The following is a 17,813-nucleotide window of genomic DNA, read 5'->3' as shown; positions in this document are numbered from 1 at the left end:
ATCGGACGAAAGGGCCGAACTTTTTAGAGAAGCATCCTAAAAATAGCCATTAAACAAGGACGAAATTTATAAATTTCGTCCTTGAAGTAAATTAAATGTGATTTTCTAGTGAATCAATCTTTCATTTTACAGCAACTTCTCTATCTCATCCTTAATTTGCTCGGATTGTGGACCGAATACAATTTGCACAGTCCCTTGACCGAGTCTCATCACACCGGAAGCACCAAGCTGTTTGAGCGCCGCATCTTTCACTGCCTTCTCGTCATTCACTACGAGACGCAGTCGCGTGATACACGCATCAATGTTCTTAATGTTGTCTGGACCTCCGATGTTCTCCAGAATCTTGGAGGCTCTGGAGGAGGCAGAGATGCTATTACCGTTACCTACTGAGATTTCCTGAACCTCATCCTCAATATCATCTTCGCGTCCAGGTGTTTTGAGTTTGAAGATGGTAATGATGGCGCGGAACAGCACATAATAGAGCACGAAGAATGCAAGGCCAACCGGAATCAAGATCCACGGATGGGTAGATATTTTCAGATTAACCAGGTAATCAATTAAGCCGGCTGAAAAGCCAAAGCCCAGCTTGACGTCTAGAATATACATGACTGCCATAGACAGACCTGTCAATAAAGCATGCACCAAGTACAAGAGCGGCGCAACGAACATGAAAGAAAACTCAAGCGGTTCAGTGATACCCGTCAGGAATGATGCGATGGCAGACCCGATGAAGATGGAGGCTACCAGTTTTCGTTTCTCTGGTTTGGCCGTATGAATGAAGGCAAGCGCTGCACCAGGCAAAGCAAACATCATAATTGGGAAGAATCCGGTCATGAACATCCCTGCCGTTTTGTCCCCAGCGAAGAAGCGAGTCAGGTCACCGTGCACTAGTTCGCCAGCGGCATTGGTGAAATCGCCAATCTGGAACCAGGCGATCGTATTGATCACGTGATGCAGACCGATAGGAATCAGGAGTCGGTTTGCCGTACCGAACAAGAAGGCGCCGAAAGCACCAAGACCAACAACCCAGTTACCGAATTCGCTGATAACATCTTGAATTGGGCTCCAAATCATACCTACCAAAACGGCAAGCACCATGGTGCTGACAGCAGTGATAATCGGTACAAAACGTTTGCCGGCGAAGAAGCCGAGCCAATCCGGCATTTTAATATTATGATATTTTTTGTATAGGAATGCAGCCCACGCACCGGCAAAAATACCGCCAAGAACGCCCATATTCAGAACGACATCATCATTAATAAAGGAAAATTGCAGTGGAACTATGGCAAGGATCTTTGTTAACACCATGTAAGCAATCAGTGCCGACAGCGCCGCAACCGCATCACCAGCGAATCCAATCGCTACACCAATGGCGAAGATTAAGGCCAAGTTACCAAAAATGGCACCTGCTCCTGCATTCAAGAATGGGGCGACATACTGGTTCAGGAAGCCTCCTACCGCGCTGCCCAAATGCAAATCTTTTTCATAGTCAATCAATCCAAACCCTTGAAGTATTGCCGCCGCCGGCATCGTTGCTACTGGCAGCATCAGTGACTTGCCCAGTTTCTGAAGAAAAGCCAACATATTCTCTCATCCTTTCAATGGCAAGATAGTAAAGCTATTTGCTTATTGCGTTAAAACCACGGTAAGGATACTGTCTTCACCTGCGGTAACAGGGCCAAAGTGACCTTCTACCTGTGGTACGGTCTCACCATTGTTCGTTACTATGACCGGGGAGATGGTCTCACAGCCGGCTGCACGAATAGCTTCCAGATCAAATTCAATCAACGTCTGTCCGGCCTTCACAGTATCCCCGGTAGCGACATAGCTGGTGAACCCGTTCCCCTTCAGACTGACAGTCTCTATTCCAATATGTAGCAGTAACTGCATACCGGAGGAATGTTCCAGAATGACGGCGTGGCTTGACTTCACAATATGAGCAACTTTCCCATCGAAAGGGGCGATCAATTTCCCTTCTATAGGTTGTATGGCGATTCCGCCGCCCATATGACCACCAGCAAAAGTATCATCCGGAACTTGTTCCAATGGAACCGCTTGCCCGCTCATAGGAGCTTTAATTGTTACGGTATGTCCAGTACGTTTCTCTTCTTTTTTAGATTTCCATTTGGAAAACATATGATGCCACTCCCTCTTATGCTGCTATTTGTTTTTCTCAAGCGTTTGAAACAGACGGTACAAATGCATTGCCAAGAAACATAATTCTTCCTCCGGAACCTCTACACTCAGTGAGTTCTGCATTGCTTTTCCGAGCTTCTTTGCAAGCATGTACTCCCGCTTATACTCTTTTTTGATATGCTTCACAAAAGGATTGTCGATTAATGACCCCTGTAAAATGCGTTCAATAGAAAAGCGTAGATGAATCATCAGCCGGACATGATTCATGCTTCCGTACTCGAAGGTAATGTTGCGTTCTTCCCGAATCAGGTCCATTAACTCGCTCACGATGTTGGAGGCTTTCACCAGTTGCCCTACCGGTACGTTACTAACAGCAGAGTAGACATGGTAGGTTAAGAATCCAATCTCGTCTTCAGGAATCTGTACCTGAAATTCGGCATTGATCTTTTCCGCCGCCTTGTAAGCGATCTCATATTCTTTCGGGAAGGTCATTTTCGTTTCTTGTAAAAATGGGTTGACAATATCCATCCCGTTGCGCAGACGGTAGATGGTGAACTGGATATGGCTTGGGAGCGCCAAGTAGATTTTGTCATTCAGCTTCCCGGAAAACTGCTCCCCGATATCGCTGATGATCTCATCTGTGATCTTCATAACCTTAGGGTCGATATCTTCCAGCAAAATTTGATATTGACTCCATTCATCCCGGTCCTCCAGGCGAAAAAGCTTCTCGATCCGGTGATCATTGCCTTCAATGACCCCCGTGCCCTTCACCGCAAAGCCAATCCCTTTGCCGATGATGACATATTCTTTGCCGTTCTTGCTCCCCTGCACCATAACAACGTTATTGCCGATTACGCGTTGTACTTGAAATTGCTCGTGCTCCCGTATCAAGTTCTCCCCTCTTTCCAGTGATTGTCAGGTGAAAGGTATAAAAAAGAGCCAAGAATAGTCTCAATAAATAAGACAATCCTTGGCTCATGCCCTTTACGGTAACACGCCACTAAACTATAAATGATCATTTATAAGGTTCATAATAAATCATACCCGGGCAGGCGTCAATGGTAATTTTCAAATTGTCAAGTCGGGCGTAAGTCTCAGCTTTCACGATCCTCCAGTAGTCTGCACATCTGAGAGACTACCTCCTGCAGCACTACTGGCTTGCTCATAAAACCAGAAGCCCCTGCTGCCAGGCACTTCTCACGGTCCTCCTTCATCGTCTTGGCCGAGATCGCCAGGATTGGCAGCTTCGTCAGAAGCAGCTCTTCCCGGATAATGCTTAACGTATCATAGCCATCGAGATTCGGCATCATGATATCTAGCAGAACGATATCAATGTCGTCATGCTCTCTAACCATTTGTAGGCACTCAAAGCCCGTTTGAGCGGTTAAGATCCCCATGTCATACGGTTCTAGTCCCTTTTCAAGAGCAAAGATATTACGCACATCATCATCGACGATAAGCACGGTCCGGCCTTGCAGTTGTTCATATTGCTTGTCGAACTGATCTGCGTTCTGCCGATATGTAGAGTTCGCCGCCGGGGTGCGGTGATCTGTTGTTGATGCTGCCGTTTCAGACCATTGAGCACCCGGAATGTAACCCTCTCTAGTCTCCTCTTCCCGGCAAGGCAGATAGAGCGTAAAGGTGCTACCTTCCCCAGGTGTGCTACTCAGTGTAATATGGCCGCCTAACAGTCTGGCGAGTTGAAGTGAAATTGAAAGTCCGAGTCCTGTACCGCCAAATTTGCGGGCTGTAGAACCGTCGGCTTGACGGAAGGCTTCGAAAATCAATTGGCTATTCTTCTCGGAGATACCGATACCGCTGTCGGTTACTGCAAAGGCAAGCACCGGCTCCTCTGGTACATAGCTCTGGGACTGGAAAGCATCCAGCCTGGACACTTCTACTTTTACACTGCCTTGCTCGGTGAACTTAAAGGCATTCGACAGCAGATTGCGCAGGATCTGATGAAGTCGTAGCTCATCCGTGTAGAATATGTTCGGCACACTTTCATCCAGAATTACTGTGAACTCCAGATTCTGCTGCTCCGCTATTTTTCCAAAATAGGATAGCATGAGGGTAGGCAATTCCGTCAAATTGACAGCATCCACCTCAACTAACATTTTTCCAGCTTCGACCTTGGATAAGTCCAGAATATCGTTGATCATGCTGAGCAATTCACTTCCTGAAGAATGAATCACCGCTGCATAATTCTGTTCTTCCTCATTTAGTGATTCATTGCGATTCTCTGACAGCAGTTGGGAAAGAATAAGCATGCTGTTCAGCGGTGTACGTAGCTCATGCGACATATTGGCAAGAAACTCCGATTTATAACGTGAGCTCTGCTCAAGCTGTTCGTTATACTTCTCCAGCTCTATCGCGGAGCGCTCCGCCATCGACTTCTGAATCTCCAGCTCACTATTTAATGTCAGCAGTTCCTTTGTGTAGCTCTGCAGTTCTTCCGCTTGTACCTGAAGCTCTTCGGACTGTACCTGAAGCTCTTCATTCATAACCTGTGATTCTCCGTACAGTTTCTGGATCTCCATCCGTGTCGTGACCGAATTCAACGTGACACCTAGCATATTCACAAGCTTAGACAGAAGTTCAAAATGGAAGGGAGCCCACTTGGTCAATGAGGCAATCTCAAGTACGGCTAGTGTCTTGTTCTCAAAAATGACCGGGGCCAAGGTGAGATAACGCGGGGCGGTTCTGCCTAGCCCGGAATTAATACTGATGTAATCCACTGGCAGATCCTCCAGGACCCTAAGTGTCATATCCTGTGCACATTGACCGACCAGACCTTCCCCGGACTTAATCTTTTTCACACCAACAGAATTCTCACTGTCATCACTACCCGCGTAGGAATAGATCCGCTCAAAGCTGTCTTCCGCATTCAGCACATACACAGCACCGTATTGCAGTTCCAGAATAGATGCCAGCTTGTTCAGAAAGGTTCTGCACAAAACGGTCAAATCTGTAGTTTCCTGAAGCAGAATAGACATCACACTTAATTGCTCACTGCCCCATTGATCCCGTTCCACAGTCTCGAGCAGACGGTTAGTGGCATCTCCGAGGTCATACAGCTCATCGTGTGTCCTAACTCGGACCCGTTCAGACAAATTACCTCCGCTGGCAATGTTGTTAATGGCAAGAATAACACGTCTGAGCGGACTCACGATACTTCTTGCAATCAGTGCGGTAATGAACGCAGCAAATACAGCCACGAGACCCCATAAAATGTACATCGTCAGCAGTAATTTGTGGTTTCCTTCTTTCAGAGTGATGATCCGTTCATTGGTAAGGGCCCGTTCGTTGTCGAGAAAATATTCGGACTGGGAACGGATAGAATCAACAATGGATTTGCCGGTATCATCTTGAAAAAAGCGGTTCACGGCTTCATTCTGGCCATTGCGCTTAAGATCAATGACGTATTGTCCGGCATCCTCGATCCATTTTTCAATATTGACCATGATCGTCTGTAGATTCTTAACTTGAGCGGGATTGTCGGCAATCAGGCCATTTAGCTTGGCGTAATTGATGCGCCACTCCGCCAGACCGTTATTATACGGAGGCAGATATTCCATCTTGCCCGTGAGTGCATAGCCTCTCTGACCTGTCTCCATATCCAGCACATTCTTCTCAATCTGATAGGTTAGCTCATGAACCTTCATATCGTGATCACTAAGAAAAACAGTCTCGGCTTCCAGCTTGCTAATCCTTGCCGATACTATGAGCAGAAAGAGTCCAAGCATTAACAGAATCATGAAATACCCCAGTGCGATCTTGCCACGAATCTTCAGGTTCCATACCCGTCTATCGACCAAAAGCTTAACCCCCATCAGCGTCTGTCATTAGTGAATTCCGGTGAGCGTGGATTATGAGATTACAGGAAGCTCTCGGTGCGCGGAATTCTGTCCTTGAGCTGACGGATATTGGCCTCTAGTTTCAGAATGACATCCTCCAGATCCATCGGGTCAATCCCGCGGACAATGGTTGGCGGAGCAACAGCGGCTTTAGCCTCAGCTTTGAGTTCGCGCAGCTCCAGCTGCTGTTCCTGCCATTTGTCCATCAGATCAGCGATGGTAGCGTAGAAACGTTCATAATCTTTAATCACACTATCCAAAAATGTATCTACTTCCTCCGCATCATATCCACGAAGCTTCATGCCGAATTCCTTCTCATGTATCGTAAGGGCATCGAGCGTTATTCCTAATTGGCTGAATAGTTTTCTTTGTTTGTCCAATCGACGTTTCATATGTTCGTCCATCTGTAATACCTCCAAGTATATACTGCAATAATTCCAGCAGTACTCATTATAACAGGGCGCGGGCCCCCTGAAAATATCACTGAAATTGCTAATCTCCCCCCGCAGTCGAAGCTTTTCCAAATCCAGGGATAAGGCAGCCTAATAACACAGATTCAAGACCCGTTTATTAAAAATTGTCAGTGACCGCTTTATTCAGAATTCCGAGACAACGGTCCAGGTCGGTCTTTACCTGCTTTTTATAAAGTTTGGCTTTCTCCTCGCCATCTGAAGTGAAGTGATAGAGGACGATTTCCTGAAAATCAACCTTGGGATCATTCCCCTTCAACTGCTTGGTACGGTACAAAATGCCTTGCTGCACCAACTCGTGCAGCGCACGGTAAATCTCGCTCTGCGGAGGAGCGTATCCGTGCGATTTGAATTCCCGTCGCATATCCTCCAACATCTGATAACCATATCCGCGATGCTGCTCCACCATTGTTATCAGATACACCTTAATAAAAGCCCGTTGGGCAATCATAAAAGCCATGCCAAGATACACCTCCTGATGTGTAAATACCCAATCCTATTTATTCCTGCTATGAATCTAGTATAAGCACTATTTTCCAACTTTCACAACCTGAAATAAAGGCAAGGGGTTCACTTTTTCTGAGAGAGATGTATTTGAGGAGAGTATTTGTTTGGTTTTGCAGGTGAGATTGGTGGAGGACTATGGATTTATCTCTTTTCTATTGTGAATTTTTCATATGTTGAAATGTGGGCGGTAGTTATTAAAAAAAGGCTGCATTCGTACGGATTTCCGTAGAAAATGCAGCCTTTTGTTGGCTATTTTACTGGTCTCGTACGGCTGGTTGGAGCCGCCTGGAGCGGATCGTCCGGCCAATAGTGCTTAGGATATCGCCCCTTCAGGTCTTTCTTAACTTCGAAATAGGTATTACGCCAAAAGCTCGCAAGATCCGATGTAACCTGCATGGGCCTTCTTGCTGGCGACAAAAGGTGTAGTAAGACTGGTACTCTTCCCCCGCCAAGTCTCGGCGTATCCTGCTGACCGAACATTTCCTGCAGTCGTACCGCCAGCACGGGAGCTGCCGGATTCCCGTAATCTATAGGCAAGCGCGAGCCGCTTGGCACGGTAATATGGGTGGGAGCTTCCTGTTCGAGCGTCTGGCGCTGCTTCCAATCGAGCAGATCCTCCAGCGCTCGACCCAAAGGCAGCCGCTGAAGATCGCGCAGGCTACGCATCCCGTGCAGATAAGGACCCAGCCAGTCAGCGAGTGACTCCAAAAGCGCGTCATCAGATACATCCGGCCAATCCTCACGCAAGCCATGCATGAACATCATCCGCTGGCGAAGCTGCTGCGGTCCCTTCTCCCAGGGCAATACATCCAGACCTTCAGAAGCAATGGCCGCCAGCAGTCCCTCTGCTGCCTCTTCTGCCGAAGGACGCTCATGGGTTGTCTCCTTGAGAATAAGGGCGCCCAACCGGGTGCGACGCCGGGCCTTAACGCTCCCGCTATCCTTGTCCCAATAGACTTCGGCTTCTTCCACTATGCTGTCCCCATGATGGGACAGCAGCTGCGCTTCACTCAGCTCTGCAGCCAGCAAAATCCGGCTTTGCGGGCCCTGGTCATCCACGGAGGCGGCCACAATATACGCGGAGCGTTCCAGCGGCTGCCCTTCCCTCATCGCCGCCCCCCGGCCTCCTGACAGCAGAAACGCGCCTTCGCCGCGTCTCTGCCCGATCCGGTCGGGGTAGGCGAACGACAGCAGCAGCCCACATAAGCTGCTGTCCGGCTCTTCCCCTGGCGAGGCCTTCAGCTGCGCCAGGTAGTTCCGGCTCTCGCGCTGCACTGTGCGCAGCGCCGCAAGATCAGCTCCGCCGCCATCAGATCCGGCGGAGCGCTCGAACCGGACCAGCGCCTCTACGCGCAGCGTGAGGTCGCAATCTCCCCCGGCGGGACCGCGCAGCAGGTCCCGCTCCTGCAGCAGCGCGGCCAGCCGGCAGGCCAGCGGGGCAGCGCCAAGCCCTTGCGCGCGCAGCAGCATATGCGCGATGCGCGGGTGCGCACCCAGCGCGGCCATGCTGCGGCCGTGCGGGGTGATGGCGCCGCTGGCGTCCAGCGCGCCCAGCTGGCGCAGCAGCGCGGCGCCCTGCGCGTAAGGCGCGGCGGGCGGCGCATCTAGCCAGGGCAGGGCTGCCGGGTCCGGCACGCCCCACACGGCCAGTTCAAGAGCGAGCTGCGTCAGATCGGCTTCCATGATCTCCGGCACGTTCTCGTCCGGGAGTCGATAATGCTCCTCCTGGCTCCATAGCCTGTAGCAGACACCGGGAGCTGTACGGCCCGCCCGGCCACGCCGCTGGTCGGCCGAAGCCTTCGACACCGGCACCGTCTCCAGGCGCGGCATCCCCGTACGCGGCGAGAACACTTGAGTGCGCCGCAGTCCGGTATCAATGACCGTGCGAACGCCTTGAATCGTCAAGCTCGTCTCGGCGATAGAGGTCGCCAGCACGACCTTGCGCTGGCCCGGCACCGCTGGAGCAACCGCAGCGTCTTGTGCAGTCTGCGGCAGCTGTCCATAAAGCGGCCGCAGGATCGTACCTTGCGGCAGAATAGCGGCTTCCAGCTCCCGCTGGGTCCGGCGGATCTCCCGCTCTCCCGGCAGAAACACGAGGACATCCCCCGGCTGCTCAGCCAAGGCTCTCCGTACAGCCGCAGCAGCCGATTTCTCGATATAGGCCGACGCAGGAACAGGCGTATAGACTGTTTCTACCGGATAGGTCCGCCCAGGACAATCCACTACAGGAGCGCCCCCCAGCAGAGCTGATACCCTCTCTGTCTCCAGTGTCGCCGACATGATCAGGATGCGAAGATCCTCCCGAAGCACCGCCTGCGCTTCCAGCGTCAACGCCAGACCCAGATCGGCATGCAGGCTACGTTCGTGGAACTCATCGAAGATCACAAGCCCCACATCGCCGAGGGTAGGATCGGTTTGCAGCATCCGTGTCAGCACGCCTTCAGTGACGACAATGATCCGTGTCTGAGGGCCGACTTTAGTATCCATGCGCATTCGGTACCCTACCGTCTGTCCTACACTTTCACCCATTTGAGAAGCAATGTAGGTCGCAGCAGAACGAGCCGCCAGTCTGCGGGGCTCCAGCATCAGGATGGTCTTGCCCTCCATCCATAGCTCGTCCAGAAAGGCCGGGGGCGTTCCGGTAGTTTTACCTGCTCCCGGCTCTGCTACGAGAATAGCGTTTGTACTAGAAGCCAGTATATTTTTCAGGTCAGGAAGCACCTGGTGTATTGGAAGTTGTTCCATCGTATCTCTCCGTTATCTGTTAATATCGTTACTGCTCATCTTCCCGGAGCATCTGGTCTCGAATCTGGTCACCATATTGCTGAAACGCTGCGCTATTATCCATTCCACGCTGACGTAGAAGTTCTTGTAGACGTATTCTTTTGAGGGACAATCTGCACTCAAGTGACTTCTCCTCCTCTGAATCGTCATTGCCGCTTCGGCGGCAGACTGCCAATAATTCCTCAAGGGTTACACATTCAGCACGAAGCGTAAGTTCTTCCGGTAACACACCGGCATTCTTCATCAGCTTGTAGGACACTCTCAGGTCTTCCGGTACACCAGACAAATCTTCGATCTCCAGCGGTTTGCCATGCCCCGGCAAATTCTGAAATTCACCCCGGGTCATGGCCTCCTGAATGCGCTGCTCCGCCAGCCAGGAGAAAATCTCCATTTCCATAACCTCCTTTTATGTAAACGCGGGTCATTCTAGGACCAAACCTCAAACACTGCTTTACATCATTATATAGGAAAAGCCTTTATTGAGACATGAGATTACTGGTGTAAGCAATTTGTCGGTAGTTACGCCATTGTCCCTAGAAGTGGATTTGCTCTTTAAATATAAAAATCCGCTATTCTAAACCCCTGAAGGCAAGAATGGCGGATGATTGCTTAAATTCTTTTTACTTTATTCAATTCCGGAAATGAAAGCCTACCTATGCCTTCCACCTGTATCTCCAGCGGATAAAACTCCGCAATCAGATTGGAGAAGAACCACTGACGGCCTCTTTTCACTACGATGCCCAGGCCCGTTTCATCCCCAACCGGGGTGAAGCCTTCGTTACCCTCTCCCCAGCTTGGAATTCCCCATTCATTCAACTGTCTCACAAGTGGAAGGACTTCATCGGTGACCATTCCAACTTCGCTGACGCCAAGGAGCGCACTGGCTGAGAAAGGCACCTCCGCAGGATGGTCCAGATGATGACGGGCGATGAATTCCAGCAAGTTTCCTGAAGGGTCTTCAAAGTAAAAGGCATGTGCGTTCCAGCTTTCAAAGAACACTTCATCCTCCCCCTTCACCTCGTTCAGCGCAAGTCTTGACTTGGCCCATGCTTTAGCTTCGGCAAATTGCTGGGCCGGTATATTAAATGCTAGATGGTAGCAGGGTTTCTCTGACGTGTCTACTGCATGGAAGGTTACTTTCGTAGTGCCAATCTGTACAGCAAACTGTCCCGGAGATTCAACGGAGATCTCAAGTTCCAGCTTGTCTCTATAGTAGTTTTGGGTATCTTCTAAATTTCCAGTCCAAAGCGTTACTTCTTTAATAATCATAATGCACCTCTCAGCCTTTTGTTGTTTAGTCCTTATCAATTCGTCGTTAAAACTGCAATATCTACACTCTAAAGGCTGCTGCGCTCAGGGCCTTCTTATACACTAATGGCTCTCTTTCAAGATTACCCTTGTGCACCTTATTTTTAATCACTCCCTGCAAATTTGTCCACATAAAAAACAAGGACTGACCTGATTAAGTAATCAGCCAGCCCCTCTACTTCTATTTATCCAGGTGAGTTACATCCACCTTTACCGTTAGCGATCCCGCGTTGCCCCGGTATACCCCTTTGACAGGCACAATATCCTTGTAGTCCCTTCCGTGCCCCAGCTTAATGTACCGCCAGTTCACTTCAGTGTCGTTAGTAGGATCAAAGCCCAGCCAGCCCGTACCCGGAATGTGGGTCTCTACCCATGCATGCGAAGCCTGTTCAAAATCCGCATTTCCTCCCTGTAAATCCCCAACAAAATGATATCCACTCACATACCTTGATGGCAACCCGACGCTTCGGCAGACCGCGATCATCAAATGCGCATAATCCTGACAGACGCCGCGTTTGAGCTTTAATGCTTTTTTTACCGTTGTATTCACACTCGTTGCCTCCGGGTCATACGTAAACTGCTCAAAGATCGTCGAAGATAGCTGTTTGACCCATTCATACATCCCTTCGGCGGCGTCAAAAGGATACTGTGAAGCAAACTCAACCAGTTCACGCGTCACTTCCGTATAGCTAGTTGGCAAAATAAATTCGATATACCGGTTCTGGAACCTGGGGTCCTCCAGCAGCTTCACCTGCTCCGCCAGGGGGATGGACGGCAGACCAGCACCTTGCGCTTTATCGAGTGTCACCACCGTAGCTTTGGTATGGATAACCATCTCGGTATGTGGCTTATTCACTGAATAGGCGTGAACGCGGTTGCCGAAAAAATCCTCGTACGTCAGCAGATTCGCCGGCGGATGCACCTCCACCTCATGGTGATAACAGGACTGACGATAGTTGGTACGCGGCGTGAGCCGAATTTCATTGACACTGTCCGTAACCGGCTCGGGGTAGGTATATGTTGTTGTATGATGGATTAGGATTTTCATGCTGAGATGCCTTCCCGCCGAAAAAAGGCGCCTTCCATCGTTTTACCCAGCCGCTCGCAGGATTGTACCAGCGCTTGCAGCACATGATCCACCATGTCGCCGGACATTTCCTCCTTCTCCATATAATCCAGTTCCGCCTGAATTCTACCCGCTTGGCGGATCACTCGCTCATACCCTGACCCTTTGTCAGATGCATCAAGCTCTAGAGCTGCCAGATGTTCGCCCAGCTTATGAAAGGAAAAACAGATCGACCTCGGAAATTGCGCGCTTCCAATCAGAAACTCCAGAATACTCTCCGGTGAGACCGCATCGGCATAATACCGCCGGAAGGCTTGGTATCCGCTCACGGATTTGAGCACCGCCTGAAGCTGGGTGTACATTGCATTGATGTCTTTATCCTTGCATGATGCCGTGACCGACTGAAGGATCCGTGTCGTATTCTCCGCACGTTCCAGGAAACGCCCGCTCTCAATAAAATGCCACTCATTTCCCCGCACCATCACCGATTGTTCTGCGCCGAGGAACATGGCCGTCCGCTCCTTAACGTGACGATAGAACTGATGCGGTCCGCGCATAATATCCGCCACTGAGCGTTCTCCCAGCCAGAGATTAAAGCTATTCACGATATCCCACAGCTCACTAGGCAGATGCTGGCGCAGGGTGCGCAGATTATTTCTGGCATGATGGACACAGGAGAAGAGAGAATTGGGGTTGCCGAGATCCAGCGTAATGAAGGACAACACATCCTGCTCGGAGAAGGTTTCGAACTGCTGTCTGTATTCACTTCGTACCCCGAGTGCATCGATCAGCCGTGACCATTTATGACCTTCCTCCTGAAAATCCGCCTCTTGCTGAATATGATAATGCACGTCGATCAGCCGTGCGTGGTTCTCTGCCCGTTCAATATACCGGCCTATCCAAAATAACGCCTCTGCATTGCGATTCAGCATCGTCAGCCACCCCTTTATCTAATTTAGAATATCAGGCCATCACCCAGGTATCCTTAACCCCGCCACCCTGTGAGGAATTGACAACAAGCGAACCTTCCTTCATGGCCACGCGAGTTAGCCCGCCAGGGATCACATGCGGCTTGCAGTCCGCTCCCATCAGGACAAATGCTCTAAGGTCGATGTGCCGTGGCGTCATTCCCCCGGACTCGGACAGTACCGGCGCTCTAGACAAGGACATGATGGGCTGGGCAATATAACGCTCCGGCTCGGCCAGAATCTTCAGACGAAACTCATTTTGTTCATCCCGGGTCGCCTCACTACCAATCAGCATGCCGTATCCGCCGGATAGCGATGTTTCTTTGACAACCATATCCTCCAAGTGGTCCAGCACGTACTGGCGCTCCTCCGCTTTGGACAGCAAATAGGTTGGCACATTGTCCAGAATCGGTTCTTCCTTGAGGTAATATCGAATCATGTCCGGTACATAAACGTAAATAGCCTTGTCGTCAGCCACCCCCGTTCCCGGAGCATTGGCAATCGCAATATTGCCTGCCCTGTAGGCATTCATGAGCCCGGCTACACCGAGTAACGAATCGGGTTGAAAGGCCAATGGATCAATATAGTCATCATCCAATCTTCGGTACAGTACATCCACACGACGTAGACCATCCATAGATTTTAAATAGATTTTATGATCACGGGCAACCAGATCACGTCCCTCGACCAGATGAATTCCCATCTGTTGTGCGAGGAAGGCATGCTCGTAATACGCCGAGTTATATTCACCTGGTGTCAGCAGTGCGATGACCGGGTCCCGCGTCCGTGAAGGAGATAAGCTGCGCAGCACGGATAAAAAGCAGTTGAGGCTGTGCTCCACATCCCGAATGGAGCTGGCAAAGGAAAGTTCAGGGAACAGCTGATTCATCAGCGATCTCCCTTTGAACAAATAGGAAAAACCTGATGGTGTACGCAGGTTATCTTCCAGCACATAATACTTTCCATCATGATGGCGGATAAGATCAATACCGGAGGTAGTGACGTAGGCCCCGCCTGGAACACGCAGTCCCGCCATCTCTGGCCGGAAATAACAATTAGAGAGGATCATTCGACGCGGCACGATTCCATCTTTCACAATGTTCTGCTCATGATAAATATCATGAATGAACAAATTGAGCGCCGTAATGCGCTGTACGATCCCGGCTTCCAGCCGCTCCCATTCCTCCTTCGGGATAATCCGCGGCATCATATCAAAGGGGATCGTCCGTTCCATTGGATGGTCCTGAGCCGGATTATACAGTGTAAATGTAATGCCTTCTTCCATCATCCGACGCTGCATGAGATTCTGCTTCCCCTGCAGCTCTTCGGGACTCATTCCGGCAAACATGCGGCTCACATGTTGGTAGTGGGACCTAACACTCCGCGCATCGGCATACATCTCATCATAGTAATGAAATAGCGGATACGAGGATAGGCCAAGCAATGGATCCAGTTTGGACATGAGCCCGACACCCCTCTCAGATTAATGTAATGTTCTCTTACAATAAATTCGTTTATTCTAGAAAATAATGTGAATTCATGCTGGTTTTATTTTCATTCTACGTATCCACAAGCTTTCATGTCAATATATATAACAACAAAATGTTGTTTTCACCCTGACAGGTATTGTGTAATCGCTTTCTCATATCCTTTTTGTGTATAGCAAGAGCGTCGATGTAAATTTCACAGCAATTGTAGGCTCGATGCTATGAATATCCCTATTGTTGTGAATTTTTCATATGTTGTATTTTTTACTCATTGAACTTTTAGCCTATGTCTTCAGTGTCTTCAGCAGCGAGGGCATGTCACCTGGATATAACGGGGAGATCGAGGCATAATAGCCGTGTGATTGGGCACAGCTAGCCAATTGTAGAGAACGCATTTAAAAAACAAACATAGCCAAGAAAAAAGAGACTTAATATAAGAAGGCTCGAAGTGTAATTAACGGCATTTTTGTACCTTAAATCCTCTACAACTAAGGATTAATAGAGATTAAGTGCAATATTGTACCTTATATCTTCCAGAATACCTCGTCCAGCATGCTTTTTCGAAAAATAGGATACAATAATGTCCTTATTTACCTCATTTGCCTATATTAAAGAAAAATAAGGTACAAAATGTCGTTAGTTGAGGCGATAAACTCCCTTTTCCATTGTTAAGACGATTGATGAAGAGGAATTTACCGCTTCTAGTGGTGGAAATCTGTCGACAGTCACGTTCCTGCGCTAGCTGTCCTAAGGAAAGCTTTCAGGCGAATGCTTTGCCCCTACAGTTTCAAACTTCCTCATTCGCTCATCTTCGCTTTTTGTAAATTTCTTTTGTTCGGCCCATACATTGTGTTCCGCACTCTTTTCAGAGTTTTGTTAACTTTATTAAGACTATGTTAAATAACATCAATTCGATTGACGATGATTTTGGGATGTTGCTATAATCAATTTGAAATTGACACGTTCCAAAAATAATGAAAAAGGGAGACTTTTATGAACACCAAATTCAAACGGATGGTCCTGCCTCTACTCGGTCTTGTACTCACCAGCACGCTCGCTGCATGTGGGAATCAATCTTCCAACACCAATGCAACCAATGCCGTAAGCCCGACTGAGGCCGCTAGTTCTGCCAAGGCTCCACTCGTTGTCTACACCAATTCCGCTTCTGACGGCAGAGGCGATTGGCTGAAAGAACAAGCTAAAGAAAAAGGCTTCGATCTGCAAATCGTAGAAGGTGGCGGCGGTGATATTGCCAACCGTCTGATTGCCGAGAAGAACAAGCCGGTAGCCGACATTATTTATGGTTTAAGCACGGTGAACTATGTAGAATTCAAGTCTCAGGACATGCTGGAGCAGTACAAGCCGGCTTGGGCAAGTGAAGTTCCTGAGGGCTTAAGCGATAAAGACGATTATTACCACGGAATTGTGAAGCAAGCGATCCTGATGATTTATAACTCTAAGTTGTACAACGAAAGTACCGCTCCTAAAGACTGGCCGGATCTGTGGAACGACCCGCAGTTCCATAATAAATACGACGCACCGGGAACGAACGATCTGGGCGGCGCTACTGTTCGTGCGGTTCTGGCCGGCATTCTCGTTCGTTATCAGGACCCGAATGGCGAGTACGGAATCTCTCAGCAGGGCTGGGATGCCATGAAGAACTTCTTTAAATACGGTTTCTACAAAGCCGAAGGCGAAGATTTCTACGCCAACCTGGCTAGCGGAAAGTCTCCTTTTGGCCCAATGTTCTCTAGCGGTATAGCTTCGAGAGAGAAGCAATACAACGTCAAAGCCGGAATTGTAAAACCGGCAATCGGCGTCCCTTATATCGTCGAGCAAGTGGCAATTGTCAAAGGCACGAAGAACCTGGATACTGCCAAAGCCTTTGTCGATTGGTTCGGTAGTGCCGAGGTGCAGACAGAATGGTCCAAGCAGTTCTCTACCATGCCAGCTAACAGCAAAGCGCTCGAGAACGCTGCACAGGATCTTAAAGATCTGGATGCTTCCCTCAAACAACAGCCGATCGATTGGGAGTTTGTGAACAAGAACATCAACAACTGGGTTGAGAAAATCCAGCTTGAGCTTTTGCCGTAATTCAGTATCATGACCATCCCGGCAGCAGGAGTACAGTGTGCCTCAACACGGCGCGCCAGCCTCCTCTGCCGGGTGGCTTTATTTTATACAACAAGCGAGGAGCCGGGGAATCATGATCGAGTTTAGAGAGATAGAAATTAAATATAACGATTTTATCGCTGTGAAGAACTTGAATTTAAAGATTGCAGAAGGCGAATTCTTCACCATGCTAGGCCCTTCCGGCTGTGGCAAAACAACTACGTTACGAAGCCTCGTTGGATTTGTCAGCCCGACGCACGGCTCCATTCATGTAAATGGCAAGGACATTACACAATTACCTGTAGAGAAACGGGATATCAGTATGGTTTTTCAAAGCTATGCATTGTTCCCGACCCTCAATGTATATGAGAACATCGCCTTCGGCCTGAAGGTCAAAAAAATGTCCAAAGAACAGATTGAAGCCGAAGTGGCAGAAATCGCTCAGAAGGTAGACCTGAGTCAAGCCCAATTGCGTAAAAAAGTATCCGAGCTGTCAGGCGGACAACAGCAGCGTGTAGCTATCGCCAGAGCTCTGGTGCTAAAGCCTAGCATTCTTGTGCTCGACGAGCCCCTCTCCAATCTCGATGCCAGCTTGCGGGGCCAACTGCGAAATGAGCTGAAAAGTCTGCAAAAGAAGTTTGGCATTACCACGATCTATGTAACCCATGATCAGGAGGAAGCCCTGACCTTGTCGGATCGCATCGCCGTGTTCAATCACGGAGCCGTGGAGCAAGTCGGTACGCCGCACGAAATTTACAGTCAGTCTGCGACCGAGTTTGTATGCAATTTTATCGGAGACATCAATACATTGGAACGTTCTATCATTGAAAAGGTGAACACAACATCAGGCCAGTCATTCGACCCGGCGAAAGCCGCCTATCTAAGAACTGAGAAAATCTACACCTCCCTGCCAGAGGGAAATCCCGAGGCGTTTACTACACTGACGGCACGCGTGATCGACGCTGAATACTACGGTTTATATACGAAATATACGTTTGAAATAGGTGGGGCCCTCCTGAAAAAGGTGGAGATTGAGGACGGACGAAACCGCTGCATCATCGGAAATGAAATAGATATTTATATTCGCCCGGACGATATTTTGCAATATTAGGAGGCTT

The 17,813-nt window shown here is 49.2% G+C and carries 14 protein-coding genes; 2 read left to right on the top strand and 12 right to left on the bottom strand.

Annotated features, from left to right (window positions below):
• Positions 1 to 126: 126 nt before the first annotated feature.
• The 12 genes from nagE to ACFVRY_RS02830 form a co-directional block, all read right to left on the bottom strand.
• Positions 127 to 1,584 carry an N-acetylglucosamine-specific PTS transporter subunit IIBC gene (gene nagE / locus ACFVRY_RS02885; RefSeq protein ID WP_387497058.1) on the bottom strand — a complete coding sequence of 486 codons (1,458 nt, stop codon included), beginning with the start codon at positions 1,582 to 1,584 and terminating at the stop codon, positions 127 to 129.
• A gap of 42 nt (positions 1,585 to 1,626) precedes the next feature.
• The gene (locus ACFVRY_RS02880) at positions 1,627 to 2,136 is read right to left on the bottom strand and encodes a PTS sugar transporter subunit IIA (RefSeq protein WP_066369615.1); all 510 of its coding nucleotides are present in this window, start codon (positions 2,134 to 2,136) and stop codon (positions 1,627 to 1,629) included.
• A gap of 24 nt (positions 2,137 to 2,160) precedes the next feature.
• Complete coding sequence (locus ACFVRY_RS02875) at positions 2,161 to 3,027, bottom strand: PRD domain-containing protein (RefSeq protein WP_387497055.1); 867 nt, start codon at positions 3,025 to 3,027, stop codon at positions 2,161 to 2,163.
• A gap of 203 nt (positions 3,028 to 3,230) precedes the next feature.
• Complete coding sequence (locus ACFVRY_RS02870; RefSeq protein ID WP_387497052.1) at positions 3,231 to 5,954, bottom strand: CHASE3 domain-containing protein; 2,724 nt, start codon at positions 5,952 to 5,954, stop codon at positions 3,231 to 3,233.
• Between the two features lie 59 nt (positions 5,955 to 6,013).
• Positions 6,014 to 6,397 (bottom strand): DivIVA domain-containing protein, encoded by a 384-nt coding sequence (locus ACFVRY_RS02865; RefSeq protein WP_066369617.1) that lies wholly within the window; start codon positions 6,395 to 6,397, stop codon positions 6,014 to 6,016.
• A gap of 166 nt (positions 6,398 to 6,563) precedes the next feature.
• Positions 6,564 to 6,923, bottom strand: coding sequence for a replication termination protein (locus ACFVRY_RS02860; RefSeq protein WP_387497049.1), 360 nt, complete (start codon positions 6,921 to 6,923; stop codon positions 6,564 to 6,566).
• A gap of 296 nt (positions 6,924 to 7,219) precedes the next feature.
• Entirely contained in the window at positions 7,220 to 9,715 is a 2,496-nt protein-coding gene (hrpB, locus tag ACFVRY_RS02855; protein WP_387497046.1) for an ATP-dependent helicase HrpB, read from the bottom strand.
• A gap of 28 nt (positions 9,716 to 9,743) precedes the next feature.
• Positions 9,744 to 10,145, bottom strand: a complete 402-nt coding sequence (locus ACFVRY_RS02850) for a DnaJ family domain-containing protein (protein ID WP_387497043.1) — start codon at positions 10,143 to 10,145, stop codon at positions 9,744 to 9,746.
• Positions 10,146 to 10,363: 218 nt separating this feature from the next.
• Positions 10,364 to 11,023: a VOC family protein gene (locus ACFVRY_RS02845; protein ID WP_387497040.1), complete on the bottom strand. Its 660-nt coding sequence runs from the start codon at positions 11,021 to 11,023 to the stop codon at positions 10,364 to 10,366.
• A 220-nt stretch (positions 11,024 to 11,243) separates the two neighbouring features.
• Positions 11,244 to 12,110 (bottom strand): transglutaminase family protein, encoded by an 867-nt coding sequence (locus ACFVRY_RS02840; protein WP_387497037.1) that lies wholly within the window; start codon positions 12,108 to 12,110, stop codon positions 11,244 to 11,246.
• The gene (locus tag ACFVRY_RS02835) at positions 12,107 to 13,060 is read right to left on the bottom strand and encodes an alpha-E domain-containing protein (RefSeq protein ID WP_387497034.1); all 954 of its coding nucleotides are present in this window, start codon (positions 13,058 to 13,060) and stop codon (positions 12,107 to 12,109) included. Before ACFVRY_RS02835 ends, ACFVRY_RS02840 begins: the two co-directional genes overlap by 4 nt.
• A gap of 31 nt (positions 13,061 to 13,091) precedes the next feature.
• The gene (locus tag ACFVRY_RS02830; RefSeq protein ID WP_387497031.1) at positions 13,092 to 14,558 is read right to left on the bottom strand and encodes a circularly permuted type 2 ATP-grasp protein; all 1,467 of its coding nucleotides are present in this window, start codon (positions 14,556 to 14,558) and stop codon (positions 13,092 to 13,094) included.
• A 1,018-nt stretch (positions 14,559 to 15,576) separates the two neighbouring features.
• Between ACFVRY_RS02830 and ACFVRY_RS02825 the strand changes: the two genes are divergently transcribed.
• Both ACFVRY_RS02825 and ACFVRY_RS02820 read left to right on the top strand, forming a co-directional pair.
• On the top strand, positions 15,577 to 16,677 hold the full coding sequence (locus tag ACFVRY_RS02825; RefSeq protein WP_387497028.1) for an extracellular solute-binding protein: 1,101 nt from the start codon (positions 15,577 to 15,579) through the stop codon (positions 16,675 to 16,677).
• A 112-nt stretch (positions 16,678 to 16,789) separates the two neighbouring features.
• A complete protein-coding gene (locus ACFVRY_RS02820) occupies positions 16,790 to 17,806 on the top strand; it encodes an ABC transporter ATP-binding protein (RefSeq protein ID WP_387497025.1) in 1,017 nt (338 codons plus the stop codon).
• Positions 17,807 to 17,813 lie beyond the last annotated feature (7 nt).

The organism is Paenibacillus sp. NPDC057934 (genome assembly GCF_042887565.1).
GTDB lineage: Bacteria > Bacillota > Bacilli > Paenibacillales > Paenibacillaceae > Paenibacillus_AQ.
This window is presented reverse-complemented; position numbering and strand designations above follow the sequence as displayed.

Excerpts from the sequence above, each read along its gene's own strand:
- nagE (WP_387497058.1), bottom strand. The coding sequence starts at position 1,584 with ATGTTGGCTTTTCTTCAGAAACTGGGCAAGTCACTGATGCTGCCAGTA.
- ACFVRY_RS02880 (WP_066369615.1), bottom strand. The coding sequence starts at position 2,136 with ATGTTTTCCAAATGGAAATCTAAAAAAGAAGAGAAACGTACTGGACAT.
- ACFVRY_RS02865 (WP_066369617.1), bottom strand. The coding sequence starts at position 6,397 with ATGGACGAACATATGAAACGTCGATTGGACAAACAAAGAAAACTATTC.
- ACFVRY_RS02860 (WP_387497049.1), bottom strand. The coding sequence starts at position 6,923 with ATGGCTTTTATGATTGCCCAACGGGCTTTTATTAAGGTGTATCTGATA.
- hrpB (WP_387497046.1), bottom strand. The coding sequence starts at position 9,715 with ATGGAACAACTTCCAATACACCAGGTGCTTCCTGACCTGAAAAATATA.
- ACFVRY_RS02850 (WP_387497043.1), bottom strand. The coding sequence starts at position 10,145 with ATGGAGATTTTCTCCTGGCTGGCGGAGCAGCGCATTCAGGAGGCCATG.
- ACFVRY_RS02845 (WP_387497040.1), bottom strand. The coding sequence starts at position 11,023 with ATGATTATTAAAGAAGTAACGCTTTGGACTGGAAATTTAGAAGATACC.
- ACFVRY_RS02840 (WP_387497037.1), bottom strand. The coding sequence starts at position 12,110 with ATGAAAATCCTAATCCATCATACAACAACATATACCTACCCCGAGCCG.
- ACFVRY_RS02835 (WP_387497034.1), bottom strand. The coding sequence starts at position 13,060 with ATGCTGAATCGCAATGCAGAGGCGTTATTTTGGATAGGCCGGTATATT.
- ACFVRY_RS02830 (WP_387497031.1), bottom strand. The coding sequence starts at position 14,558 with ATGTCCAAACTGGATCCATTGCTTGGCCTATCCTCGTATCCGCTATTT.
- ACFVRY_RS02825 (WP_387497028.1), top strand. The coding sequence starts at position 15,577 with ATGAACACCAAATTCAAACGGATGGTCCTGCCTCTACTCGGTCTTGTA.
- ACFVRY_RS02820 (WP_387497025.1), top strand. The coding sequence starts at position 16,790 with ATGATCGAGTTTAGAGAGATAGAAATTAAATATAACGATTTTATCGCT.